The sequence below is a fragment of the Pseudomonas sp. Arb-4-2C genome (assembly GCF_055755015.1).
Genome location: NZ_CM146899.1, coordinates 2,554,241 through 2,581,023, shown reverse-complemented (window position 1 = coordinate 2,581,023; position 26,783 = coordinate 2,554,241). Strand labels below are relative to the sequence as shown.

The following is a 26,783-nucleotide window of genomic DNA, read 5'->3' as shown; positions in this document are numbered from 1 at the left end:
TTGCGCAGAAGAACGCACTGACAAAGTAAGCATTTTGCCATCAACCCGATGAAACGCTTGTTTGATCGTTCTGCAAGGCTCTGGCCCGGGCCTTGTCCCGACGATTTGTGCAAGCTGCAAGATCAATGTGGGAGCCAGCCTGTTCGCGAAAAAGCCGTCAGGTTCAACGCAGATGTCGACTGAACTGACGCCTTCGCGAGCAGGTTCGCTCCCACAGATATTGCGTTACCGCAGATCAGCGATTGTCGCTGACGTCGAGTTGTCCATCCCAGCCACCGCCCAGCGCGGCAATCAATTGCACGCTGGCAATCAAGCGGCTCTGCAGAATATTGAGCACCGTGCGTTCGTTGTTCAGCGCAGTGGCTTGTACCACCACCACATCGATGTAGGCGATCAATCCGGCCTTGTACTGGTTCTGGGTCAGGCGCAACGAATCGCGCGCGGCATCCAGCGCTTCCTGACGCACCGCCGCTTCGTCTTCATACACCTTCAATTGCACCAGATAGTTTTCCACCTCGCGGAAGCCGTCGAGCACAGTCTGGCGGTACTTGGCGACAGTCTGGTCATACACCGCTTCGGTGCGATCGACTTCGGCCGAGCGAATACCTCCGTCGAAGATCGGCAAGTCCAGTTTCGGACCGACCGACCAGAAGCGGTTGGGCAGGCTGAACAGGTCTTTCGAGGTACTGCTGCTGTAGCCGCCGCTCATGCTCAGGGTCAAGTCCGGGTAGTACGCAGCCTTCGCCACGCCAATATTGGCGTTGGCGGCGATCACCGAGCGCTCGGCCGAGGCGATGTCCGGACGCCGCTCCAGCAGTTGCGACGGCAAGCTCAGGGGAATCTGCGGCAGGTTCGGAATGTTCTGCGTCTCAGCGATGCTGAACTCGGCCGGCGCCTGTCCGGTCAGTACCGCGATAGCGTTTTCGAATTGCGCGCGCTGCCAGATCAGATCGACCAGATCGCCTTGAGTACTTTTCAACTGGGTCTGCGCCTGGGCCACCGCATCACGCCCGGAGATCCCGGCGCGGTACTGGTTCTGGGTCATTTGCAGCGATTTCTCGTACGCCGCCACCGTCGATTCAAGCAAGCGCTTCTGTTGATCGATGACGCGCAACTGCAGGTAGTTCTGCACCAGGTCCGATTGCTGGCTCAGGCGCATCGCCGCCAGATCGGCAAAGCTTGCCTGGGCGCTGGCTTCGTTGGCTTCAAGCCCACGGCGCAGCTTGCCCCAGACGTCCGCTTCCCAACTGACGCCCAATTGCGCGTTATAGGTGTCGCGAATCCCGCTGGAGGAGCTGCTCAGGCTGGAACTGCTGCTGCCGGTGCCCTGGCTGGAGCGGGTCTTGCCCACACTCAGGTCGACATTCGGGTAGAACGCCCCGCGGGCACTGCGCACCAGGGCCTGGGCCTGGCGGTACTGGGCTTCGGACTGGGCGACGGTCTGGTTGGCGTTGTTGAGCCTCGCGACCAGAGCGTTGAGTTGCTGATCACCATACAGCTCCCACCAGGCGCCGCGGGCCAGTGAGTCACTGGGGTTGGCCTGACGCCAGCCCTTGGCTTCCTTGTATTGCGCGACGTCAGCGGTCTGCGGACGCTGATAGTCCGGGCCGACAGCGCAGGCACTGAGCATCGCCACGCACAGCGACAGGCTCAACAAACGCGAGCCCCGGACAGTGGCCAGATTGATAAGCGAACGGTCAGTCATAGCGGAGTTTCCAGAGCGGCGTCAGTACGCACGCCACGCCACTTGTTGAAGCGGTGGCGCAGCTTGTCGAGATAGAGGTAAACCACCGGGGTGGTGTAAAGGGTCAACACCTGGCTGAAGATCAGCCCGCCGATGATGGTCAGGCCCAGCGGCTGACGCATTTCCGCGCCCTCGGCGCGACTGAGCAGCAACGGCAAGGCGCCGAGGATCGCCGCCAGGGTGGTCATCAGAATCGGTCGCAGCCGTTGCAGACAGGCGCTGCGGATCGACTCCAGCGGCGACAGGCCCTGATGACGCTCCAGTTGCAGCGCCAGGTCGATCATCAGGATCGCGTTTTTCTTCACCACCCCGATCAACAGGAACAACCCGAGCAACGAGATCAGGCTGAACTCGCCGCCCAGTGCATAGATCGACAGCAGCGCGCCGACCCCGGCCGACGGCAACGTCGACAGAATCGTCAGCGGGTGAATGTAGCTTTCATACAGCACCCCAAGCACCAGATACACCGCCAACAGCGCACCGAGGATCATGAACGGCTGGCTCTTCTGGGTCGCGGCAAAGGCGTCGGCGGTACCGGCCATTTTCGCGATCACGTCTTCCGGCAAACCAACCTTGGCAATCGCCCGCTCGATCGCCGCGCTGCCCTGCTCCACCGTCACCCCTTCGGCCATGTCGAAGGCAATGCTTTCGGAGGCGAACTGGCCTTCGTGGCTGACCCGGTCGTCTTCCAGGCTGTTTTCGTAGTGGGCGATGGTCGACAACGGAATCCGTGCACCGTCAGCGGTAATCACGTGCACCTGGTTGAGGGTCACCGGATCCTGCGCGTACTTCGGATTGACCTCCATCACCACCTGATACTGGTTGAGGCTGTCGTAGATGGTCGAGATCTGCCGCTGGCTGTAGGCGTTGTTCAGCACTGCCGTGACCATGTTCATGTCGACCCCGAGGCGCTTGGCCTGATCGCGGTCGACAATCAGCGTCACCTGCTGCGCACCGCGCCCTTCACGGGCATCGATGGCCGTCAGCTCAGGCAGTGCGCGCAATGCAGCGACGACTTTCGGGTACCACTCGCGCAACGCCCCCAGATCACCGCTTTGCAGGATGTAGCTGTATTGCGAGGTGGTCTGCTCGCGACCACCGCCGAACTGCAGGTCCTGGTCTGCCATCAGCATCAGTTGAGCACCGGGAACCTTGGGCATTTCCTTGCGCAGACGCTCGATGACCTTCTGTGCCGAGAGGTTGCGTTCCTTGATCGGTTTCAGGCGTACCAGCATGAAGGCATTGTTGGTGCCGTTGGTGCCACCGATGAACCCGGCCACGCTCTCGACCGCTTCGTCCTTGAGCACGGCGCGGCGGAAGGTTTCCATTTTCGGCTGCATCACGCTGAACGACAGGCCGTCGTCGCCGCGCACGAAACCGATCAACTGGCCGGTGTCCTGCTGCGGCATGAATGTCTTGGGCACCACCACGTACAGCGCGACGTTGACCCCGACCGTGATGATCAGGCTGAGCAAGGTCAGACGCCGATGGCGCAACACCCAGTCGAGGCTGGTGGCGTACTTGCCGACCATCCAGTCATTGGTCTTGCGACTCCAGCGTTGCAGGCGGTTTTCCTGCCCGGGCGTGTGCGGCTTGAGCCAGCGTGCGCAGAGCATCGGCGTCAGGGTCAGCGAGACCACCAGCGACACCACGATCGCCGCCGCCAGGGTGATGGAGAATTCGCGGAACAGGCTCTCGACAATCCCGCCCATGAACAGAATCGAGAGGAACACCGCCACCAGCGACACGTTCATCGACAGCAAGGTGAAACCGACTTCCTTGGCCCCGAGATACGCAGCCTTCATCGGTTTGATGCCGTCGTCGATGTGCCGGGAGATGTTCTCCAGCACCACAATGGCATCGTCCACCACCAGTCCGGTGGCCAGAATCAGCGCCATCAGCGACAGGTTGTTCAGCGAAAAGCCATACAGGTACATCACCGCGAAGGTGCCGACCAGCGACACCGGCACTGCCAGCGTCGGAATCAGCGAAGCACGGAAGTTACCGAGAAACAGGAACACCACCAGAATCACCAGCGCCACGGCGATCAGCAGAGTCATTTCCGCCTCGTGCAGGGTGGCCTTGATCACCGGCGAACGGTCCATCGCCAGATTCAGCTTCACGCTGGCCGGCAGCACCGCTTGCAGGGCTGGCAACTGCGCCTTGATCTCGTTGACCGTCTCGATGATGTTGGCGCCGGCCTGGCGGTTGATCACCAGCAGCACCGCCGCGTCATCGTTGAAGAAGCCGCTGTTGTAACGGTCCTCGACGCCGTCGCTGACCTTGGCCACGTCCTTCAGACGCAGGGCCGCGCCGTTGTTGTAGTGGATGATCAGCGATTCGTAATCCTTGGCCTTCTCCAACTGGTCGTTGGCCTGGATCTGCCACAGGCGCTCGCCGTCTTCGACCGAGCCCTTGGGCCGGCGCACGTTGGCCCCGGCGATGGTCTTGCGCACATCGTCGAGGGCCACGCCGTACTGATTCAGCGCCTGCGGTTCGAGTTCGATACGTACCGCCGGCAGCGAACTGCCACCGATCTGCACTTCACCCACGCCCTGCACCTGGGACAGGCTCTGGGACAGAATGGTCGAAGCCAGATCATAGAGCTGGCCTTTTTCCAGCACATCCGAAGTCAGCGACAGCACCATGATCGGCGCCTGCGACGGGTTGACCTTCTTGTAGGTCGGCATGCTGCGCATCCCGCTCGGCAACAGGTTACGCGAAGCGTTGATCGCCGCCTGCACCTCGCGCGCGGCGCCGTTGATGTCGCGGTCGAGGTCGAATTGCAGAATGACCCGGGTCGAACCCTGGCTGGAGCGGCTGCTCATGGTGTTGACGCCGGCAATCGCACCGAACGAGCGTTCCAGCGGCGTGGCCACCGTGGACGCCATTACCTCGGGACTGGCGCCGGGCAGACTGGCCTGAACCACGATCACCGGGAAATCCATTTGTGGCAGCGGTGACACTGGCAACAGACCGAAGCTGACGCCACCCAGCAGCATGATCGCCAGGCTCAGGAGCATCGTCGCGACCGGGCGCTTGATGAAAGGACCGGAGAGGTTCATTGACCGCAATCCCCAGCATCACACCGACCCAATGTGGGAGCGGGCTTGCTCGCGAATGCAATGTGACATTCAACATTGATAGCGACTGATCCAGCGCGTTCGCGAGCAAGTCCGCTCCCACAAGGGGTATGGGTCCAGACAGTCATACCGCCACCTCATCAGGGTCGGCATTGGTCTTGCCAAAACGCCGGCCCAGGCGGTCGAAATACAGGTAGATCACCGGTGTGGTGAACAGGGTCAACACCTGGCTCACCAGCAAACCGCCGACCATCACCAGACCCAGTGGCTGTCGCAACTCAGCCCCGGAACCGGTGGCGAGCATCAACGGCACCGCGCCGAACAGCGCGGCCAGAGTAGTCATCAGGATCGGCCGGAAGCGCAGCAGCGCCGCCTGATAGATCGCCTGTTCCGGCGCCATGCCCTGGGTGCGTTCGGCGTCGAGGGCGAAGTCGATCATCATGATCGCGTTCTTCTTGACGATACCGATCAGCAGGATGATGCCGATGATCGCGATCATGCCCAGGTCATTACCGCTGAGCAGCAAGGCGAGCAAGGCGCCGACCGCCGCCGACGGCAAGGTCGACAGGATGGTGATCGGGTGAATGTAACTCTCGTAGAGCACGCCGAGCACGATGTACATGGTCACCACCGCCGCCAGAATCAGCAGCAAGGTGCTCGACAGCGAGGCCTGGAACGCTTCGGCTGCGCCCTGGAACTGGGTCTGCACGCCAATCGGCATGCCGATGTCCTTCTGCACCTGATCGATGATGTCCACCGCGTGCCCCAACGCCACACCGGGTGCGAGGTTGAACGACATCATCACCGCCGGGAACTGGCCGATGTGGGTGATCGCCAGTTGCGCCTGACGCTCCTCGACGTGGGCCAGACTCGACAGGCGAACCTGTGCGCCGTCAGTGGTCTTGACATGAATCTGGTCCAGCGCCGCCGGCCCGATCGTCTCCCCGGCCTGCGCCTGCAGCACCACACGGTACTGGCTGGCCTGGGTGTAAATGGTCGAGATCTGTCGCTGACCGAAGGCGTCGTACAGCGCGTCGGTGATGTTCTGCACCGAAACGCCGAGGCGCGAGGCCGCATCGCGATCGATCACCAGATAGACCTGCAGGCCCTTGTCCTGCAAGTCGCTGGCGACGTCGGTCAGTTCCGCACGCTGGGCCAACGCCTCGACCAGACGCCCGCTCCCCTGGCTGAGCAGTTCGGCATCCGGTGACGACATGCTGAACTGGTACTGGGTACGGCTGACTCGGTCTTCGATGGTCAAGTCCTGCACCGGCTGCATGAACAGGCGGATGCCGACCAGTTTGTCCAGTTGTGGCTGCAGACGCGCGATCACCTGGGTAGCGCTCAGGTCACGCTGGCCGTGGGGCTTGAGATTGATCAGCAGGCGGCCGCTGTTGAGCGTGGCATTGTCGCCATCGACGCCGATGTAGGACGAAAGGCTCTCCACTGCCGGATCCTGCAGAATCACTTTGGCCAGCGCCTGCTGACGCTCGCCCATGGCGGCAAAGGAGATCGACTGCGGTGCCTCGGATATGCCCTGGATCACCCCGGTGTCCTGCACGGGGAAGAAGCCCTTGGGCACCACCATGTACAGGAACACAGTCAGCGCCAGCGTGCCGATGGCCACCAGCAGGGTCAGCGGCTGGTGCTTGAGTACCCACTGCAGCTTGCGCCCGTAAGCGGCGATCATCCAGTCGATGAAGGCACCGCTGGCCCGGTAGAAACGACCCTGTTCGTGGGCTTCCGGCTCACGCTTGAGCAGTCGCGCGCACATCATCGGGGTCAACGTCAGCGAGACCACCAGGGAAATCAGGATCGCCACCGCCAGCGTGATGGCGAACTCGCGGAACAGCCGCCCGACCACGTCGGCCATGAACAGCAGCGGAATCAGTACCGCGATCAGCGACAGAGTCAGGGAAATCAGGGTGAAGCCGATCTGCTTGGCGCCCTTGAGCGCGGCCTGCATCGGGCTGTCGCCCTCTTCGATGAAGCGCGCGATGTTTTCCAGCATCACGATCGCGTCATCGACCACGAAACCGGTGGCGATGGTCAGCGCCATCAGGGTCAGGTTGTTGACCGAGAACCCGGCCAGGTACATCACGCCAAAGGTACCGATCAGCGACAGCGGCACCGCCACGGACGGAATGATCGTGGCACTGGCGCGACGCAGGAACAGGAACGTCACCATCACCACCAGCGCGATGGCGATCAGCAGTTCGTGCTGCACGTCGGTGACCGAGGCGCGGATGGTCTGGGTACGGTCGGTGAGCACGGTGACGTCGAGGCCGGCCGGCAGGTTGTCAGTGATGCTCGGCAAAAGCGCCTTGATCCGGTCGACCACTTCAATCACGTTGGCGCCTGGCTGCCGCTGGATGTTCAGCAGCACCGCCTGATTTTCGTTGGCCCAGGCGGCCAGACGCTCGTTTTCGGCGCCGTCGACGATTTGCGCCACATCCTTGAGCCGCAACGGCGCGCCGTTCTTGTAGGCGAGGATCAGGTTGGCGTAGTCCTTGGGCGAGGTCAGCTGGTCGTTGGCATCGAGCATCGAGACCCGGGTCGGGCCGTCGAAGTTACCCTTGGGCTGATTGACGTTGGACGCGCCGATCAGGGTGCGCACGTCTTCCAGGTTCAGGCTGTTGGCCGCCAGCGCCTCAGGGTTGACCTTGATTCGCACCGCCTGACGCTGGCCGCCGGCAATGCTGACCATGCCGACGCCACTGATCTGGGCGATTTTCTGCGCCATGCGCGTGTCGACCAGGTCATTGAGCTTGGGCAGCAACATGGTTTTCGAGGTGATCGCCAGGGTCAGCACCGGGGTGTCCGCCGGGTTGACCTTGTTGTACACCGGCGGCGCCGGCAAGTCGGTCGGCAACAGGTTGGTCGCGGCATTGATCGCGGCCTGCACCTGCTGTTCGGCGACGTCCATGTTGATGTCGAGGCTGAAACGCAGGGTCAGTACCGAAGCACCGCCGGAACTGGTCGAAGCCATTTGCGTCAGGCCCGGCATCTGCCCGAACTGGCGTTCGAGCGGTGCGGTCACGGCGCTGGTCATTACGTCCGGGCTGGCGCCGGGGTACAGGGTCATGACGCGGATGGTCGGGTAATCGACCTGCGGCAATGCCGATACCGGCAGCAGCCGATAGGCAATCAGGCCGGCCAGGACAATGGCCAGCATGCTCAGGGTGGTGGCTACCGGACGGAGGATGAACAGCCGCGAAATGTTCATGCGCCCTTCTTGGCCTTGTCAGTCGCAGCGGCGTCCGGCACGTTGGCAGCGGGTTTGCCCTGCAGGTGCCCGGTTGGAGTGGTTGGCACGTCATTGCTGTCGTTGACCACTTCCACCTCACTGCCCTCTTTCAGGCGGTCGGTACCTTCGAGCACCACGCGGTCGCCCGCCGCGAGGCCTTCGGTAATCACGGTGTTATTGCCGTCACTCGCACCGATTTTCAGCTGGCGGATGGTGACCTTCTTGTCGCCGTCCAGCGCGTAGACGAAAGTGCCGTTGGTGCCGAACTGAATCGCCGCCGACGGCGCCAGCACGACACTTTTCAGCGTGTCAGCCAGCAGGTGGACGTTGACGAACTGGTTGGGAAACAGCGATTGATCGCGGTTGTCGTAACGGGCCTTGAATTTCAGGGTGCCGGTGGCAACGTCGATCTGGTTGTCGAGGCTTTGCAGCACGCCGCTGGCCTGGATTTTGGTATCGCCGCGATCCCATGCCTCGGCCGGCAGTTTGGCGCCGCTGTGGTAGCGGGCGAGCACGGTTTCGAGGCTGTTTTCCGGCAGGGTGAAGACCACGCTGATCGGTTGGGTCTGCGTGATCACCGCAAGGAACGTGGTGTCGTTGGCGGCGACCAGGTTGCCGACATCAAGCTGACGCAGGCCGACGCGACCGGCAATCGGGGCGCGGATCCTGGTGAATTCGAGATTGAGCTTGGCGTCGTTGACCGCCGCCTGATTGGTCTTGACCGTGCCCAGATACTGGCCGACCAGCGCTTCGGCGGTGTCCAGCGTCTGCTTGGCGATGCTGTCTTCCTTGTACAGGCCGCGATAACGCTCGACATCGACCTGAGCGTTTTTCAGCTGTGCCTGATTCTGCAGCAAGGTGCCCTCGGCCTGCAGCAAGGCGTTCTGGTACGGACGTGGATCGATCTCTGCCAGCAGGTCGCCAGCCTTGACCATCTGCCCTTCCTCGAAATTGATCTTCACCAGTTCGCCGCCCACCCGGCTGCGCACGTTGATGGTGTTGAGCGCAGTCACCGTGCCCAGTGCCTTGTAATACAGCGGGAAGTCACCCGTGACTGCCGGGGCCACGCGCACCGGAATCGGCCCGGTGCCGCCACCGAAGCCTGGGCGCATCATCCCCGAACGTCCGGCATGGCCGTTCGCAGCCTTCTCACCGCCCTCCTTGTGGGCCGAACCGGCGGGCCAGAATTTCCAGCAGAGCACGGCGATGACCAACAGGACGAGCAGGCTGATCAGCCAGCGACGGGAGTTGCGAGGGGACGATTGCATGGAGTGATTAACCATTGGGCGCGTGGGCTTCTTTTACGGGAGGCTGAACGATAAGCACTGGCAGGGAATTAGCAAAGCAGCTTTACCGGCAATTTACCTTCAACTTACGTTTCAAGGTGTGAGGCAAAACACTGATACACAAATGAAAACGGCCTGGACAGGGCCAGGCCGTTAACAATTGTAAAAACGCTTATTTCAGTACGGCGAGTGCTGCTTCGTAGTTTGGCTCTTCAGCGATTTCCTTGACCAGTTCGCTGTGCAGCACGTTGTCGTTTTCGTCCAGCACAACGACCGCACGGGCGGTCAGGCCTTTCAGCGGACCGTCAGCGATGGCTACGCCGTAGTTCTGGATGAACTCGGTGCCGCGCAGGGTCGACAGGTTCTGCACGTTTTCCAGACCTTCGGCGCCGCAGAAGCGAGCCTGGGCAAACGGCAGGTCAGCCGAAATGCACAGCACCACGGTGTTGGCGATGTCGTTGGCCTGAGCGTTGAACTTGCGCACCGAAGTGGCGCAGGTCGGGGTGTCGACGCTTGGGAAGATGTTCAGCACTTTGCGCTTGCCGGCAAAGTCTTTCAGGGTGACGTCGGACAGATTACCGGCAACCAGGGAAAAGGCTGGCGCCTTGGAACCGGCTTGTGGCAACTGGCCGTTGACTTGAACCGGGTTGCCCTTGAGGGTGACTTGAGCCATGACTTTAGTCCTTCTGAACGTGGTTATTGAGCATGCAAGAGGCAGAAGTTAACCACGAAATTGTCCGACGACCTATGCCCCGATTGAAATTGTTGGGTGCTCGCACAAAAAATTGTATACAACCCGCAGGAATCCCCTTGTAGGCGTGAGCCTGCTCGCGATGGCCGCTCATCAGCCAACAATTCGGTGACTGACTTGACGCAATCGCGAGCAGGCTCACGCCTACAGGGGATTTGCGTTGTCATTTGAGCAATTGCAGCATGTTGCGGTGCCGCGCCTCGAAGATTCGCCGCATGTATGCGTCCACCAGCAGACGCTCGCTGAACCGACCGCCAAGCGCTGCATATGTCACCCGATCGGTATAAAGAGTACCGCCCTCACCCGCGGCCACCCGATGTTCATGACGAAAAGCACGCAGCGGCCCCTTGAGCATCTCATCGACAAAATGGCTGTTACCGACTTCGCGAATCACCACCGTCCAGTTTGATGGAATCAGGTTGAACATCCAGTGCCGAAAGCGAAACTGCCGCCCAGCCTCGATCCGCAGTTGATCCGGATCGATATCACCCAGTGGGGTGATGCGCTCAGGGAAGATCTTTGGAAAATTCTCCCCTTCAAGACAAAAGTCCAGCACCTGCGCCGGAGTACGATCGGGGATCAGCGTGGTCAGTTCCAGAACAGGCATCGCGGACACATTCCGTAGTGAGTAGGTACTTGTTAAAACGCCGGGCTGCATCTTTTATTTAACGACCCTGTCGATTCAAGCCTAGCCCGTTCGACTATGCAGTGAATCCCCCCAATACCCTGGAGCAACCGCCATGCGATTCATGATCCTTGTCAAAGCCAGCGCCGATTCCGAAGCCGGCATCATGCCCAGCGAAGAGTTGATCACCGCCATGGGCAATTTCAACGAAGAACTGGTCAAGGCCGGCATCCTCATCGACGCCGACGGCCTGCACCCCAGCAACAAAGGCGCTCGCGTACGCTTCTCCGGCGACAAGCGCACCGTCATCGACGGGCCGTTCATTGAGACCAAGGAGTTGGTGGCCGGTTATTGGATCTGGGAAGTGAAATCCAGGGAAGAAGCCATCGAATGGGTCAAACGCTGCCCGAACCCGATGCCGGGCGAGTCTGAAATCGAGATTCGGCAGATATTTTCCGCCGAAGACTTCGGCGCCGAGTTCACCCCGCAAGCGCGCGAACAAGAAGAACGCACCCGCGAACAGGCCAAGAAAAACGTTTGAATCCACAAACACTTGCTGAATTTGAGATCGCCATCGCGGGCAAGCCACGCTCCCACAGGTCACCGATTTGTGGGCAGCCCTCAGTCCTGTGGGAGCGGGCTTGCTCGCGAAGGCGGCGGATCAAACAACTGATGAGTTGAATGACACACTGCCTTCGCGAGCAAGCCCGCTCCCACAATGGATTGCATTCAGTCAGCCAATCAATCGTCGCTGATGGTGATCGATCTCTACACCGGACGGATTCTGGAAATGGATGGCGGGTTGCGCATCCAGCAGCGTCACCATAAAACCACTGTGGGAGCAGGCTTGCTCGCGAAGGCGGCGGATCAAACAACTGATGAGTTGAATGACACACCGCCTTCGCGAGCAAGCCCGCTCCCACAATGGATTGCATTCAGTCAGCCAATCAATCGTCGCTGATGGTGATCGATCTCTACACCGGACGGATTCTGGAAATGGATGGCGGGTTGCGCATCCAGCAGCGTCACCACAAAACCACTGTGGGAGCAGGCTTGCTCGCGAAGGCGGCGGATCAAACAACTGATGAGTTGAATGACACACCGCCTTCGCGAGCAAGCCCGCTCCCACAATGGATTGCATTCAGTCAGCCAATCAATCGTCGCTGATGGTGATCGATCACTACACCGGGCGGATTCTGGAGATGGATGGCGGGTTGCGCATCCAGCAGCGTCACCACAAAACAACTGTGGGAGCGGGCTTGCTCGCGAAGGCGGCGGATCAAATAACTGATGAGTTGAATGACACACCGCCTTCGCGAGCAAGCCCGCTCCCACAATGGATTGCATTCAGTCAGCCAATCAATCGTCGCTGATGGTGATCGATCACTACACCGGGCGGATTCTGGAAATGGATGGCGGGTTGCCCATCCAGCAGCGTCACCACAAAACCACTGTGGGAGCGGGCTTGCTCGCGAAGGCGGCGGATCAAACAACTGATGAGTTGAATGACACACCGCTTTCGCGAGCAAGCCCGCTCCCACAATGGATTGCATTCAGTCAGCCAATCAATCGTCGCTGATGGTGATCGGTCTCTACACCGGGCGGATTCTGGAAACGGATGGCGGGTTGCGCATCCAGCAGCGTCACCACAAAACCACTGTGGGAGCGGGCTTGCTCGCGAAGGCGGCGGATCAAACAACTGATGAGTTGAATGACACACCGCCTTCGCGAGCAAGCCCGCTCCCACAACGGGTTGCATTCAGTCAGCCAATCAATCGTCGCTGATGGTGATCGATCTCTACACCGGGCGGATTCTGGAAATGGATGGCGGGTTACGCATCCAGCAGCGTCACCACAAAACAACTGTGGGAGCGGGCTTGCCCGCGAAGGCGCCATCTCTGGCGAAACACTTAACCCTTAGCACACAACACAAGTGTGATTCTGTATACAAAACCGAAGAATTAATCCATTCGACTGGCTAACTCCCCATAAGCTGCTAGCGTCAATCGGACTGTCCTACAGGCTTGATAAAAAAGAAATTACGACCAAACGGCCGACAAGTGCCGAGCTGTCTATAAGCCACCAGGGAATCGGGGATGAAGTTCAATCGAGTGGGGAAGACTCTCTTTCTGGCCGGGTCGCTGGCCGCTACGTGCGCCCAGGCGGATAACGCCGAAGAGGCCAATAAAAGCAACAACCCGTTGAACATTGCTCCGGGCGCGAACCTGCAGGATTCCTACACTCCCCGACTCTATGACTCCAACGCGCATACCAACGACGTGTTGCTGCGCGGCACCTTGCCGATAGCGCCCAACGATTTCATCGGCGTACCACAACTGGTGCGCGCAACATTGCCGATCAGCACCCGCCCCGATCCGCACAATGGCTACAGCACCGGCATCGGTGATCTGAACCTGTTCGATATCTTCATCCTGAAAACCGAAGGCATACAGCTCGGCATCGGGCCGCTGATCACCGCACCGACCGCCGAACAGAATGAACTGGGCACCGGCAAATGGCAGGGCGGCCTGGCCGCGGTGGCCATCGATTCTTCGCCACGCGGCCTGCTCGGCGCACTGGTGCAGTACCAGAGCTCGTTTGCCGGCGACAGCGCCCGCGCCCATGTCGAAAGCGCCACGCTGCAGCCGTTCATCATCCATAACCTGGAAAAGGGCTGGTACCTGCGCTCCACCGGCACCTGGACCTTCGACCTGAAAAACAACACTCACTACATCCCTGTCGGGCTGGGCCTGGGCAAGGTCTGGAAGTCGGGCAGCAACATCCTCAACGCGTTCGTCGAGCCGCAGTGGACCGCAGACCGCAAGGGCGACGGCCTGCCGCAGTTCACCCTGTACACAGGCATCAACGTGACATTCGGAAAATAAGGATATTGCGATGCACATTGCACTGCGCGCAGCCGGTTTCAGCCTCATGACATTATTCGCCAGTTGCGGCGTCGGTGCGCAGGACCTGGATACTCGCATCGGCAAGATTGCCATGGACGGCGAGTTACCGGCCCATGATTCGATCGCCAGCCTGTACGCCGAACTCGATTTCCAGCAGGCCACCCAGAGTTATCTGTGGGCCTTGCCGCTGGTGTCCTACGCCCAGTGGCAGGAAGAGTTTCGCGACAAACTCGGCGCACGCAGCGGCGATCTGATGGTCCTCGACAGCTATGAAGACAAGCTCGGCGTGATCACTGCCAACGCCACCACGCCCTACATTCTGGGTTTCGTCGACTTGAGTGAAACCGGGCCTCTGGTGATCGAGTTGCCGCCGGGGCCAACCGCCGGCGGTATCGGTGATTTCTGGCAGCGGGCAATTATCGACATGGGCCAGACCGGTCCCGACAAGGGCGAGGGCGGCAAGTATCTGGTGCTGCCTCCAGGCGCCGAGCCACCAGCGGATGCCGGCCAGTATTACCTGGCCAAATCGGAAACCATGAACGTGCTGGTGGGGTTTCGCGTACTTGATCCAGATCCGGCCAAAGGCAAGGCGCTGGTCGAGAATTTCAAGATGTACCCGTACGCGCAACGCAGCGCCCCCGGCAAAACCCGCCTGCTCTCACCGCAAGGCAGACCGTGGTCCGGCACGCAGCCCCGGGGCATTGCCTATTGGCAGCGCCTGCATCAGATCATCCAGAAAGAACCGGTCAACGAACGTGACCGCTTCTACATGGCGATGCTTGCCAGCCTTGGCATCGAGAAGGACAAACCGTTCAATCCCAATACCCGGCAACGCAAGGCACTGGAACAAGGGGTACAGGTCGGCGAATTGATCGCCAAGGCCAACACCTTCGCCAAGCGCTTTCCCGACGCCCAGTACTGGCCCGACCGGCATTGGGACAAGGTGCTGAACATCGCCGAGCCGTCGCAACGCGTGGCCTATTACGACCAGTTGTGGGAACGCAGCGCGTGGTTCTACGAGGCAGTCACCAACACCAAAGGCATGATTTCCCGGACGCCCGGACTGGGCCAGACCTACCTCGGCGCCTACTCCGACGCCAAGGGTGACTGGCTCGACGGCGGCAAGCGTTATCGCCTGCACCTCGGCGCCAATCCGCCGGCCAAGCAGTTCTGGTCGATGACCGTGTACGACATCGCCAGCCGCTGCCTGATCGACAACCCGCAGCGCAAGGCTGATCTGTCTTCGCGTCAGGACTTGAAGAAAAACGCCGACGGTTCGGTGGACCTGTACTTCGGCCCTACCGCCCCCAAAGGGTTCGAGAACAACTGGGTACAAACCCTGCCTGGCAAGCACTGGTTCAGTTATTTCCGTCTGTACGCGCCGACCGAAGCGTATTTCGACAAGAGCTGGAAACTCGACGACATCACGCTCGCGCCATAAACAAGGACGCACCATGCACACACGCAGTCTGTTGCTGACCGGCCTCGCCCTTACCCTGAGCACCAACGTCTGGGCCGATTTCAGCGCCACCCCTGAAGAGGCCCGGGGTATTGCCAAAGAGGCCTACCTGTACGGTTTCCCGGTGGTGGAAATGTACAAGACCCTCTACACCCAGGCAGTCGATCGCAAGAGCCCGAACTACAAGGCGCCGTTCAATCAGATCGGCAACACCGCCAAGGCCTTCACCGCCAAGGACACCGCCTTCGTCACGCCGAACGCCGACACGCCCTACTCGTTCGTCTGGATGGACCTGCGCACCGAGCCGCTGATCCTGACCCTGCCGCCCATCGAGGAGCACCGCTACTACTCGGTGCAACTGATTGACGCCTACACGCAGAACTTCGCTTATCTGGGCACGCGCAGCACCGGCAATAACGGCGGCCATTTCATGATTGCCGGACCACAGTGGCAGGGTCAGCAACCGGTCAATATCGACCGCCTGCTGCGCAGCGAAAGCAACATCACCTACGCGCTGTACCGCACGCAACTGTTCGATGAAAAGGATCTGGGCAAGGTCCGGCAGATCCAGAAAGGCTACAAGGTCGAAACCCTCAGCCATTACCTGAAACAGAAAGCCCCGGCGCCGGCGCCAAAAATCAGTTGGCCGGCACCCACGCCAACCATGAGCGAAACTCCGGACCTGTTCCGTTACCTGAACTTCATGCTCGCCTTCACCCCGCCGCAAGATGTCGAGAAAGACCTGCTCGAGCGCTTCGCCAAAATCGGCATCGGCGCTGGCCAGCCGTTTGATCCGGGCAAACTCACTGCCGAGCAGCGCAAGGCACTGGAGGACGGCATCAGCGACGCCAAGGCTGAATTCGCCGCGTTCAAGAAAGACAAGGTCGATACCCACGAGATCAGCAGCGGCGACCTGTTCGGCACCCGCGATCACCTCAAGGGCAATTACCTCTATCGCTACGCCGGCGCCAACATGGGCATCTTCGGCAACTCGGCCGAGGAGGCGAACTACTTCGGCTACTTCGTCGACAAGGACGGCCAACCGGCCGACGCCTCGAAACACGATTACACCCTGCATTTCGCCAAGGGCGCCCTGCCCCCCGCCGACGCGTTCTGGTCGCTGACGATGTACGACGGCAAAAGCAAATGGCTGGTCGCCAATCCGCTCAATCGCTACCTGATCAATTCACGGATGCTGCCGGACCTGAAACTCGATGCCGACGGCGGACTGACCCTGTATGTGCAGCACAAGAACCCGGGTAAAGCCCGACAGGCCAATTGGCTGCCGGCACCGAACGGGCCGTTCTACGCAGTATTGCGCCTATATCTGCCGAAGCCGGAAGTGGCCAGCGGCGAATGGAAAATACCGCAGCTCAACCCCGTCAACTCAAAACAATAAGCGGAGTCAGTGATGGTCAAGCCTTACGTTGTGCGTCCCTTATTGGCGCTGTGCATGATCGGCAGTCCGCTGCTGTATGCCGCCGAGGGTGGTGTGGGTCAACCGATCACCGGTCAGCAGGTGTTTTCCAATGCCGGGATCGTACCGCCGGAACCCGGGTGGGTCGTTTCGGTGACCAGCATCTGGTACGACGGCTCGCTCAAGGGCAGCCGTGGTGCGCCGATTTCCGGCGAAATCAGCGCCGGGATCGACATGAAAGTCTCTTACACCATGACCAACCTGACCCACGTCTGGGACACCGGCAAAGGCCCGTGGAACTTTGCCTCGGCGGTCGGCATTCCGTTGCAGTACACCGACGTTGACGCAGCCATCACCGGCCCGCGCGGACGGACCCTCGGCACCAGCGATTACGGCACTCAATTTGCCGATGCACTGGTGACGCCGATTGCCGCCGGCTACCACTTCGATGAACTGAACCACATCGCGTTCTCCCTGCCGATCTACGTGCCGACCGGTGCCTATAACGAGAACCGTCTGGCCAACCCGGGCCAGAACAATTACACGTTCATGCCGACCGTGGCCTTCACCCACCTGGATGGCAAGGGTGGCGAGTTCACCCTGTCCAGCGGTCTGGAGTTCTATACCGAAAACACCACCACTGATTATCGCAACGGCAACATCTTCACCCTCGATGCGCTGTGGACCCACGGTTTTGGCAGTGGCTGGAGCGCCGGTCTGGCGGCCGGTTATATCCAGCAGGTCACTGACGACAAGGGCCAGACCGCCGACGCACTGAATGGCTTCCGTGGCCGCTCGGTCGGTGCCGGCCCGGTGATCGGCTGGGCCGGCAAGTTCGCCGATGCCCAGGCCAGCATCAGCGCGCGCTGGGTGCCCGAGTTCGATACCAAGAACCGCCCGGAAGGCAATGGTTTCGCCATCAACATGACCCTGGCGTTCTTCTAGACCTGCAAAGGACTGTCTCATGACTGCACTCACCGACCTCAACGCCCTGCAAGCCAGCATCGCCGAAGCGGTACTCGGCCAGGATCAAGTCATTCGGCAGATCCTTCTCGGTCTGTTGGCCAACGGGCACCTGCTGCTGGAAAGTCTGCCGGGGCTGGCCAAGACCCGCACGGTCAAGGCGCTGGCCAAGCACCTGGATGCGAAAATGAGCCGGATCCAGTTCACGCCCGACCTGCTGCCCTCGGACATCACCGGCGCCGAGGTGCTGCATCAGGTCGAGGGCAAACACGAGATCCGCTTCCAGCCCGGTCCCTTGTTCGGCAACCTGATCCTCGCCGACGAGATCAACCGCGCGCCGGCCAAGGTCCAGGCGGCGCTGCTGGAAGCCATGGAGGAACGGCAGATCACCGTGGCCGGCAACAGCCATGCACTGCCGGAATTGTTCATTGTGGTCGCGACGCAGAACCCGATCGAGCAGGAAGGCACTTACCCGCTGCCGGAAGCGCAGATGGACCGTTTTCTGATGAAAGTCCTGCTGGATTACCCCAGCGCCGAAAACGAAAGCCAGGTGCTGCGCCTGCTGCGCAACGAAGAGTTCAGTCAAGGGGCGAACACCGCGCCGGCCAAGGGTTTCAGCCTGGCGCAGGAGGTGATCTTCGCCGCGCGCAAAGAGGTCAGTGCGGTGCATGTCTCGCCGGCCATCGACACCTACCTGATCGACCTGATCAACGCCACCCGCCACCCCGCCGATTACGACGAAGACCTCGCCCGCTGGATCGCCATTGGTGCCAGCCCTCGCGGCGGTATCGGTCTGGACCGCTGCGCCCGCGCCGATGCGTGGTTGCAGGGGCAGGACTTTGTCTCGCCGGACAACGTGCGCGCGGTGGTGCACCCGGTGCTGCGCCATCGCCTGCAACTGAGCTACGACGCGGTGGCTGATGGCGTGACGGCAGATCAAGTGCTGGACCGGATCCTCGACAAAGTGGCGATTCCTGCCTGAGGTTGAATATGCAAAGCAGCGACGGGCTGGTCTATGTCTCTCTGGCGCAATTGATGGCGCTGGAGTTCAAGGCCCGTGACCTGAGTTTTCTGGCGCGCCAGCCGCAGGGCAGCATCCTTGCCGGCAACCATGCCTCGCGCCTGCGCGGGCGCGGCCTGAACTTCGATGAGCTGCGCCGCTATCAGCCCGGAGACGACCTGCGTCATCTGGACTGGCGTGCCTCGCTGCGCACCGGCAAACCGGTGGTGCGCACCTTCACCGAAGAGCGTGATCGCCCGGCGCTGATCGTGGTCGATCAGCGCATGTCGATGTTCTTCGGTTCGCAGCGCAGCTTCAAATCTGCGCTGGCTGCCGAGCTCGCGGCGCTGACGGCATGGATGGTGTTCAACGCCGGTGACCGGGTCGGCGGGCTGGTGTTCAACGATCAGCGTATCGACAGCATCGCGCCGTTGCGCAGCCGCAAACGGGTTGAAGCGCTGCTCAGTCGCGTCGTCGAACACAATCAGGCGCTGAACGCTGCCAACCCCGATGCCGAAGACGAAGACCAACTGGATAAAGCCTTGCAACGCTGCCTGGCACTGGCCGGGCATGACCATTTGATGTGCATTGTCAGTGACTTTGCCGGGGCCGGCGAGCGCACCTTGCAATTGATGCGACAACTGTCGGCGCACAACGACGTGATCGCTCTGCAAGTCTACGATCCGCTCGCCTTGAAGCTGCCAGGCGACGGCCGGCTGCTGGTCACCCAGGGCCAGTTGCAAGTGGAACTGGCCGTTGAAAAGCGCAACGTGCATCAACCGTTGGGCGATTACCTCGGCGGCCGGCTCAAGGATGTCGCCACCCTGCTGCGCCGCAGTCAGGTGCCGCTGATGATGTTCAGCACCGCCGAAGAAGCGCATGAGCAATTGCGCGCCGAACTCGGTAAGAGTGCCGGGGCACGGCGATGACGCCGAACATCCCGAGCATCGACCAGCTCCAGGAGCTGGGCTTGTCCGCACCCGTCAGCTATGCACCGCAGACCTGGGGCTGGTGGGTGTTGCTCGCGATACTGCTGTTGAGCGCGATGCTGATGGGGCTGCGCCGTTATCGCCAATGGCGACGGGATCAGTATCGGCGTGAGGCGCTGCAGCGCCTGGCGCAGTTGCGCGGGCGCAGTGATGACCTCAGCGCCCTGCGCGAACTGCCGGAGCTGTTAAAACGCGTGGCCCTCTCAATACCCGCACATTACCGGCACTGGAACGCCCGCCCTGTGGGAGCGAGCCTGCTTGCGAAAAGATCGGCAAATCGAACATCCATGTCGCCTGGCACACTGCTTTCGCGAGTAAGCCCGCTCCCGCAGGGTCTTGCGGCGCTTGGAGGACTGGATTGGCAACGTTACTTGCAGCAGCACTGTAAAAAAGCGCTGCCCGCCGATTTCAGCGCCCAACTCGCCCTACTCGCCTACGCCCCGGACGCCACTCTGCGCGCCCTCCCCGCCGAACAGCGCCAGGCGTTGTTCGACACCTGCCAGCATTGGGTGGAGCAGCACCATGTGGCAGCTTGATTACCCGTGGCTGTTGCTGGTGTTGCCGCTAGCCTGGCTCGCTTACCGCTACTTGCCTGCCTACAACGAAGCCCGCAGCGCGGTGCGCGTACCGTTTTTTGCTGCCATGAGCCGCGCGATCGGGCAAACACCGAGCAGCGTCGGCAACCGGCGCAATCGCTGGCAACTGCTATTGAATCTGCTGATCTGGGCGCTGGTCCTGTTGGCCGCTGCCCGCCCGGTGTTCGTCGAAAAACCCATCGAGCGCCAACAACCGGTGCGCGACCTGATGCTCGCCATCGATCTCTCGCAATCGATGGAAACCGAAGACTTCACCAATGCTGGCGGGGAGAAAATCAATCGCCTGGCGGCCGTCAAAGAGGTGGTGCAAGGTTTCATCGACAAGCGCAAGGATGATCGCATCGGCCTGATCGTGTTCGGCAGCGGTGCCTATCCGCAAGCGCCGCTGACCCTCGATCACCCCAGCCTGTCGCTGTTGTTGGCCGACACCGGCATCGGCATGGCCGGGCCGAACACCGCCATCGGCGACGCCATCGGCTTGAGCCTGAAGCTGCTGGACCAGGCCCACGAGCAGGAAAAAGTGCTGATCCTGCTCACCGACGGCAACGACACCAGCAGTGCTATCACCCCGGACCATGCCGCCGAAATGGCTGCCAACAAAGGCGTGGTGATCCACACCATCGGCATCGGCGATCCGAGCGCTGCAGGCGAGGCGAAGGTCAATCTGCAGGGCCTGGAACAAATCGCCCAGACCACCGGTGGGCAGTTCTTCCGTGCCGAAGACCGCAGCGCGCTGGATCAGGTCTACAGCACCCTCGACCGCCTCACTCCGCATCAGGTGAAAACCCTCAGCCACCAGCCACAGCGCGAGTTGTTCTACTGGCCGCTGGGCGCCGCGCTGGCCTTGTTGGCCTTGTATCACCTGGGCGCCATGCTGCGCCCACGGCTGTCACTTGCCCGCCAGCGACAGGAGGCCTGAGATGGACATCAACCTCAGTGACCTGCATTTCCTGCGTCCGCTGTGGCTGTTGCTGGCTTTGTTTGCGGCACTGCTGCCGCTGATCTGGCGCCGCAGCCGCGACCTGCAGCGGCGGCTGCGCGGCAACATCGCCGAACACCTGCTACCGCACCTGCTGGTCACCCCGCAGGATCACCAACGCCTGCGCCCCGTGCATTGGTTGTGCGCGCTGCTGATACTCGGCGCCATCGCGACGGCCGGGCCGACCTGGGAGCAGGATCGCCCGGACTTCCTGGAGAACCGCGCACCGCTGATCGTGGCCGTCGATCTGTCACCGTCAATGGACGCCAGTGACGTGCAACCGACACGCCTGGAAGCGGCCAAGCACACACTCCACAACCTGATCCAGCGCCGCGCCGGCGCCCGCACCGCGTTGATCGCCTACGCCGGCAGCGCGCATCTGGTACTGCCGCCGACTGACGATCCGACGCTGCTCGACAGCTTTATCCAGGCCCTGGGCACCGGGCTGATCGATAAACCCGGCAAGGACGTCAGTGCCGTCATCAAGCAAGCCAGACGCCTGCTCAGCGCCGAAAAAACGCCCGGCACGCTGCTGCTGATCACCGACGGCGCCGACGCGGCGCAACTCGATGGACTCGACCAGCAATTGCGCGGCAGCGCTTTGCAAGTGCTGGTGCTCGCGGTCGGCAACGAGGACGGCGGGGTCATTCAGGGCGCCAATGGCCAGCCGAAAACCGACAGCAACGGGCGCCCGGTGCTCGGCAGTTTCGATCAGGCGGCGCTCAAGCAATTGGCGTCCGCCGTCGACGCGCCGCTGGGCAGCCTGACTCTCAACGACGATGATCTGGACTGGATCGAATTGCACGCCCAACAGCACTTCCAGAGTGCCAGCGCCGAACAGCAGGAGTTGCACTGGAAGGACGCCGGTTACTGGCTGTGCTGGCCGCTGTTGTTGCTGGCACTGGTCGGCGTGCGCAAGGGCTGGAGCGTCAACTGGGTGCCAGCGCTGCTATTGGCCGCAGGCCTTGGCTGGCCGGCCGCACCAGCGCAGGCCAACGCGCTGACCGATGCATTCTTCACCCGCGATCAGCAAGGACGCTGGGCCTTCGAACATGAGCACTGGCCGCAAGCGGCGGCGCTGTTTGTCGATCCGTACTGGAAAGGCGTGGCGGCGTATCACGCCTCTGACTACGACCTCGCACTGGCGACCTTTGCCCGGCTGGACACGCCGCAGGCCTACTTCTACCTGGGCAACATCTACGTGCGGCGCTTCAAGTTCGATCAGGCAATTGCCGCCTACACCCAGGCCTTGAAACTGCAACCGCAGTTCCCCGAAGCCACGGCCAATCTGGCGTTGGCGCAGGCCTTGCTCAAGGACACCGACAGCGCCGGCAAAAACGCCCCCGAGACCAAGCCGGATGAGGTGAAGTTCGACAAGGCGCCGGGCAAGGGCCACAGCAAAAAAGTCGAGACCGAACAAGCGGCATCCGATGCGCTGTGGCTACAGAACCTGAGCACCTCGCCGGCGAAATTCCTCAAGCAGAAGTTCAGCTTGCAGGATCAGGCGGGAGGCAAGCCATGAACCCGACCCACAGTGGGAGCGAGCCTGCTCGCGAAGAGGCCAGATCAGTAGCCGCAAAAATCAGCAGTCTGCTGCTGACCAGCCTGCTCAGCCTGAATGCCTTTGCCGCCACCCCCCAACTCAAAGTCCAGGCCCACCTGCAACCCGCCGAAGGCGCCATGGTCGGCGGCCTGGTCGAGCTGCAAGTCGACGTACTCACTGACACCTGGTTTACCAGCGCCGCCACCCTGCCCGACTTGAAACTCGACGGCGCGCTGGTGATGCCGCCCGACAGCCAGGCGCAGCACCTGAACCAGATCATCGACGGTCAGTCCTTCAGCGGCATGCGCTACAGCTACCTGATCACCCCGAATGTCGCGCAGCGCTACGAGATTCCGGCGCTGACCGTCAGCGCAACGCCGGGGCAGGCCGCCACTGCAATCAGCGCGCAAAGCCAACCGCTGCAGTTCAGCGCCGCCCAGCCGCCCGGATTCAAACCCGGAGAACCGCCGCTGGTGGCCAACGGCGTGCGCTTTACCCAAAGCGTGATCAACTCGGCAACGCCATTGAAAGTCGGCGACAGCATCACTCGCCAACTGACCTTGCAGGCCGACGGCGCACTGGCGATGGCCCTGCCCGTGCCGACGATGGGTGATGTCGCCGGCCTCAGTCGCTATGCGAAAACCCCGCAAGTGAGCAACCTCGATGACGGCCGCGGCGCCTTGCTCGGCGGCCAGCGTATCGACAGCGTCACCTACCGCATCGACAAGGCCGGCACGCACACCCTGCCCGCCATCGAGGTGAAATGGTGGGACGCCAAAACCCGACAATCGCGCACCACGCAGGTGCCGGCGGTGACATTCGAAGCGGCGGCCACCAGTGCCGAAAAGCAGGTGTTTTCGATCACCGAAGACCTCAAGCAACTGGACCGCAACAGGCTGTATTTCTCCACGGCATGGCTGCTGTGGCTGGCGCTGCTCGCGGCCGTCATTGGCGCCGGTTATTGGCTACGCCCGGCCATCCTGCATGCGCACCGGAATTGGCAGGCACGCCAGCGTGCGCGGCAACTGGCCTGGGAGCAATCAGCGGCTTTCACCTGGCAGCAAATCGAGCCACAACTGCAAGCACAACCGGCGCAAATGACTGCGCTGTACCTGTGGCTGCGACGCAGTCGGCTGGGGCTGAAGCTGGTCGATGCCGGCCCGCGCCTGCAAGGCCTGTTGCGCGGTCTTTACGGTCGCGAACCGACACCCGGACAAACACTCGTTCAACTGCGCCAATCGTTGACTACGCTTCACAGTCAGGCCGAACAACAGCAGCACAAACCAGTCCCGGCCCTGCGCCCGCTCAACCCCGTCCACGAAAGGGATTTCCCATGACGAACCCGCCACAGCACCGTCAACGTTTCAGCCTTGCGCTGTGGTTTGCGCTGGCATTGCCACTGCTGGCCCAGGCCACGGAACCGCTGCCGTCATGGAACGACGGACCGGCCAAAAACAGCATCATCGAATTCGTGCGAGCGGTCACCGACCAGTCCGGCAAGGACTTCGTCAAACCCGCCGAGAGGATTGCCGTTTTCGACAACGACGGCACCCTGTGGAGCGAGCAGCCGATGTATTTCGAGCTGCTGTTCGCCCTCGATGAAGTCAAACGCAATGCGCCGCAACACCCGGAATGGAAAACCACCCAGCCGTTCAAGGCGGTGCTGGAAAACGACCACAAGGCACTCGCGGCTGCCGGTATGGACGGCATTCTGAAGATTTTCGGCGCTACCCACACCGGCATGACCACCGAGGCCTTCGATGACTACGCCAAGACCTGGCTAAGTCAGGCGCGCCACCCGAAGACCGGCAAGCCCTACACCGAAATGATCTTCCAGCCGATGCTGGAAATGCTCGACTACCTGCGCAGCCAGGACTTCAAGACCTATATCGTTTCCGGCGGCGACACCGCGTTCATGCGGGCCTTCGCCGAAAAGGTCTACGGCATCCCGCCGGAACAGGTGATTGGCACCACGTTCGTCACCGCGTTCCAGCTCAAGGACGGCAAAGCCTCGATCCTGCGCACACCAAAACTGGCGCACAACGACGATGGCCCGGGCAAACCGGAAAGTATCGATGCGGTGATCGGCAAGCGGCCGATCCTCGCCTTCGGCAATTCCGACGGCGACCTGCAGATGCTGCAGTGGACCGCCGCCGGGCCGGGCAAGCGCTTCATGGGCCTGGTGCACCACACCGACGCCAAGCGCGAGTGGGCCTACGACCGCAAATCAGACATTGGCCGGCTCGACAAGGCCCTCGACGAAGCGAATTCCCGCGGCTGGACCGTGGTGGACATGGCAGCCGAATGGCGCCGGATCTATCCGTTCGATCCACCGGCAAACGAGCAGGTGCAATAAGAAAAAGCGTGATGCAGGACTGCAGGAAACGTAAGTCGCAATAAACGACCCCCACAAAAAGGAGCAAGTCAGATGACTCGCATACGCAAGTGGCTACCGAAATTCGCCCTGGTGGCAACCTCGGTGATGGCGCTGTCGGCAACCGCCACAGCGGCCGAAAAACCCAACATACTGGTGATCTTTGGCGATGACATCGGCCAGACCAACATCAGTGCCTATTCCATGGGCGTGGTGGGCTACAAGACCCCGAACATCGACCGGATTGCCAAAGAAGGCATGATGTTCACCGACTACTACGCAGAGAACAGCTGCACGGCCGGACGCTCCTCCTTCATCACCGGGCAGACGCCATTGCGTACCGGTCTGTCGAAAGTCGGTATCCCCGGCGCACCGGTGGGCCTGCAAAAACGTGACATCACCATTGCCCAGGCGCTCAAGGGCCTGGGTTATGCCACCGGCCAGTTCGGCAAGAACCACTTGGGCGACAAGGATGAATACCTGCCAACCAACCACGGTTTCGACGAATTCTTCGGCAACCTGTATCACCTCAATGCCGAGGAAGAGCCTGAGCGTCCGTACTGGCCCAAAGACGACGCCGATTTCGTCAAGGCCAACACCCCGCGGGGCGTGATCCACAGCTTCGCCGACGGCAAGATCGAAGACACCGGCGCCCTGACCACCAAGCGCATGGAAACCATCGACGACGAAACCACCGCCGCCGCGCAGGCGTTCATCGAGAAACAAGCCAAGGCTGACAAGCCGTTCTTCGTCTGGATGAACACCACCCGCATGCACGTGTTCACCCATGTGCGTGATTCGATGAAGGGCCAGAGCGGCATGCCCGGCAACGAGTATGCGGACGGCATGCTGGAACACGATGCCGACGTCGGCAAGCTGCTGAAAACCATCGATGACCTGAAAATCGCCGACAACACCATCGTCGTCTACACCACCGACAACGGCCCGAACCAGTTCTCCTGGCCGGACGCGGCGACCACGCCGTTCCGCAACGAGAAAAACTCCAACTGGGAAGGTGCGTATCGCGTACCGGCCATGATTCGCTGGCCGGGCAAGATCAAGCCGGGAGAAGTGTCCAACGAGCTGTTCTCGGGCATGGACTGGTTTCCGACCCTGCTTGCAGCGGCAGGCGATGCCGACGTAAAAAACAAACTGCTCAAGGGTTGGGCGCCGACTGCCGGTGGCACCAACTTCAAAGTGCATCTGGACGGTTTCAACCAACTGCCGTACCTGACCGGACAGCAACCTGCCGGCGAGCGCAAGGAGTTCTACTACTTCAACGATGACGGTGTGCTGGTATCGATGCGCTTCGGCAACTGGAAAGTGGTGTTCTGCGAGCAACGTCAACCGGGTGGTTTCAGAGTCTGGAGCGAACCCTTCGTGTGCCTGCGCGTACCGAAGATCCTCAACCTGAGAATGGACCCGTACGAGCGCGCCGACGTAGTTTCCGATCAGTACTACGATTGGCAGACCAAAAACGTTTACCTGGCGGCGCAAGCGGTACAGAAGGCGGCGGGCTTCCTGCAGACCTTCATCGACTACCCGCCAAGCCAAAAACCGGCCAGCTTCAGCATCGACCAGATCCGTGCTGCGGTAGACGCCAAGATTGCCGAGAAGATGAAAGCGGCACCGGCTGCACAGTAAACCGCTGGACTGTCGTCCGCCCTTAGCGGCGGACGACCATGTTTTGACTTGGGACCGTGTCGGCCTCATTCGCGACCAGGCTCGCTCCCACAGGGGATTCAGGGGGAACCCAAGTCCAGTGTGGGAGCGGGCTTGCTCGCGAAGAGGCCAGCACCGTCACCGCCATTTCCGAATTGA

General features: G+C 61.4%; 22 protein-coding genes. 16 read left to right on the top strand and 6 right to left on the bottom strand.

From position 1 onward, the window contains the following. Positions 1–235: 235 nt before the first annotated feature. From AC0J41_RS11625 to AC0J41_RS11600, 6 genes are all read right to left on the bottom strand, one after another. Positions 236–1,705: an efflux transporter outer membrane subunit gene (locus AC0J41_RS11625; RefSeq protein WP_025110008.1), complete on the bottom strand. Its 1,470-nt coding sequence runs from the start codon at positions 1,703–1,705 to the stop codon at positions 236–238. Further along, entirely contained in the window at positions 1,702–4,809 is a 3,108-nt protein-coding gene (locus tag AC0J41_RS11620; protein ID WP_025110009.1) for an efflux RND transporter permease subunit, read from the bottom strand. Before AC0J41_RS11620 ends, AC0J41_RS11625 begins: the two co-directional genes overlap by 4 nt. 142 nt (positions 4,810–4,951) lie before the next feature. Beyond that, complete coding sequence (locus AC0J41_RS11615; protein WP_473015637.1) at positions 4,952–8,053, bottom strand: MdtB/MuxB family multidrug efflux RND transporter permease subunit; 3,102 nt, start codon at positions 8,051–8,053, stop codon at positions 4,952–4,954. Beyond that, positions 8,050–9,357, bottom strand: a complete 1,308-nt coding sequence (locus AC0J41_RS11610; protein ID WP_473015636.1) for an MdtA/MuxA family multidrug efflux RND transporter periplasmic adaptor subunit — start codon at positions 9,355–9,357, stop codon at positions 8,050–8,052. Before AC0J41_RS11610 ends, AC0J41_RS11615 begins: the two co-directional genes overlap by 4 nt. A 175-nt stretch (positions 9,358–9,532) precedes the next feature. Continuing rightward, positions 9,533–10,033 carry a thiol peroxidase gene (gene tpx, locus AC0J41_RS11605; RefSeq protein WP_025110012.1) on the bottom strand — a complete coding sequence of 167 codons (501 nt, stop codon included), beginning with the start codon at positions 10,031–10,033 and terminating at the stop codon, positions 9,533–9,535. Positions 10,034–10,274: 241 nt separating this feature from the next. Continuing rightward, the gene (locus AC0J41_RS11600) at positions 10,275–10,718 is read right to left on the bottom strand and encodes an SRPBCC family protein (protein WP_025110013.1); all 444 of its coding nucleotides are present in this window, start codon (positions 10,716–10,718) and stop codon (positions 10,275–10,277) included. Positions 10,719–10,851: 133 nt separating this feature from the next. Here AC0J41_RS11600 and AC0J41_RS11595 point away from each other — a divergent pair, with 133 nt between their 5' ends. The 16 genes from AC0J41_RS11595 (at position 10,852) to AC0J41_RS11520 (ending at position 26,606) form a co-directional block, all read left to right on the top strand. Beyond that, positions 10,852–11,277 (top strand): YciI family protein, encoded by a 426-nt coding sequence (locus AC0J41_RS11595; RefSeq protein WP_473015634.1) that lies wholly within the window; start codon positions 10,852–10,854, stop codon positions 11,275–11,277. Positions 11,278–11,454: 177 nt separating this feature from the next. Further along, a complete protein-coding gene (locus AC0J41_RS11590; RefSeq protein ID WP_473015632.1) occupies positions 11,455–11,697 on the top strand; it encodes a hypothetical protein in 243 nt (80 codons plus the stop codon). Continuing rightward, positions 11,661–11,903 (top strand): hypothetical protein, encoded by a 243-nt coding sequence (locus tag AC0J41_RS11585; RefSeq protein WP_473015632.1) that lies wholly within the window; start codon positions 11,661–11,663, stop codon positions 11,901–11,903. The genes AC0J41_RS11590 and AC0J41_RS11585 overlap by 37 nt, the downstream gene beginning before the upstream one ends. A gap of 169 nt (positions 11,904–12,072) precedes the next feature. Next, the gene (locus AC0J41_RS11580) at positions 12,073–12,315 is read left to right on the top strand and encodes a hypothetical protein (protein ID WP_473015631.1); all 243 of its coding nucleotides are present in this window, start codon (positions 12,073–12,075) and stop codon (positions 12,313–12,315) included. A gap of 517 nt (positions 12,316–12,832) precedes the next feature. Beyond that, positions 12,833–13,621 carry a hypothetical protein gene (locus AC0J41_RS11575; RefSeq protein ID WP_473015629.1) on the top strand — a complete coding sequence of 263 codons (789 nt, stop codon included), beginning with the start codon at positions 12,833–12,835 and terminating at the stop codon, positions 13,619–13,621. A gap of 10 nt (positions 13,622–13,631) precedes the next feature. After that, on the top strand, positions 13,632–15,083 hold the full coding sequence (locus AC0J41_RS11570; protein ID WP_473015628.1) for a DUF1254 domain-containing protein: 1,452 nt from the start codon (positions 13,632–13,634) through the stop codon (positions 15,081–15,083). Positions 15,084–15,096: 13 nt separating this feature from the next. Beyond that, positions 15,097–16,500, top strand: coding sequence for a DUF1254 domain-containing protein (locus AC0J41_RS11565; protein WP_473015627.1), 1,404 nt, complete (start codon positions 15,097–15,099; stop codon positions 16,498–16,500). A gap of 12 nt (positions 16,501–16,512) precedes the next feature. Further along, positions 16,513–17,463 (top strand): SphA family protein, encoded by a 951-nt coding sequence (locus AC0J41_RS11560; protein ID WP_473015626.1) that lies wholly within the window; start codon positions 16,513–16,515, stop codon positions 17,461–17,463. Positions 17,464–17,482: 19 nt separating this feature from the next. Continuing rightward, a complete protein-coding gene (locus AC0J41_RS11555) occupies positions 17,483–18,463 on the top strand; it encodes an AAA family ATPase (RefSeq protein ID WP_025110020.1) in 981 nt (326 codons plus the stop codon). 8 nt (positions 18,464–18,471) lie between these two features. Next, positions 18,472–19,410 (top strand): DUF58 domain-containing protein, encoded by a 939-nt coding sequence (locus AC0J41_RS11550; protein ID WP_473015624.1) that lies wholly within the window; start codon positions 18,472–18,474, stop codon positions 19,408–19,410. Further along, positions 19,407–20,006, top strand: coding sequence for a DUF4381 domain-containing protein (locus AC0J41_RS11545; protein ID WP_473015623.1), 600 nt, complete (start codon positions 19,407–19,409; stop codon positions 20,004–20,006). The genes AC0J41_RS11550 and AC0J41_RS11545 overlap by 4 nt, the downstream gene beginning before the upstream one ends. After that, entirely contained in the window at positions 19,993–20,985 is a 993-nt protein-coding gene (locus AC0J41_RS11540) for a vWA domain-containing protein (RefSeq protein WP_473015622.1), read from the top strand. The genes AC0J41_RS11545 and AC0J41_RS11540 overlap by 14 nt, the downstream gene beginning before the upstream one ends. A 1-nt stretch (position 20,986) precedes the next feature. Further along, positions 20,987–22,567, top strand: coding sequence for a VWA domain-containing protein (locus AC0J41_RS11535; protein ID WP_025110024.1), 1,581 nt, complete (start codon positions 20,987–20,989; stop codon positions 22,565–22,567). Next, a complete protein-coding gene (locus AC0J41_RS11530; RefSeq protein ID WP_473015621.1) occupies positions 22,564–23,925 on the top strand; it encodes a BatD family protein in 1,362 nt (453 codons plus the stop codon). Before AC0J41_RS11535 ends, AC0J41_RS11530 begins: the two co-directional genes overlap by 4 nt. Continuing rightward, on the top strand, positions 23,922–24,944 hold the full coding sequence (locus tag AC0J41_RS11525) for an HAD family hydrolase (protein ID WP_473015620.1): 1,023 nt from the start codon (positions 23,922–23,924) through the stop codon (positions 24,942–24,944). Before AC0J41_RS11530 ends, AC0J41_RS11525 begins: the two co-directional genes overlap by 4 nt. A 72-nt stretch (positions 24,945–25,016) precedes the next feature. After that, on the top strand, positions 25,017–26,606 hold the full coding sequence (locus AC0J41_RS11520) for an arylsulfatase (RefSeq protein ID WP_025110027.1): 1,590 nt from the start codon (positions 25,017–25,019) through the stop codon (positions 26,604–26,606). Positions 26,607–26,783: the final 177 nt, after the last annotated feature.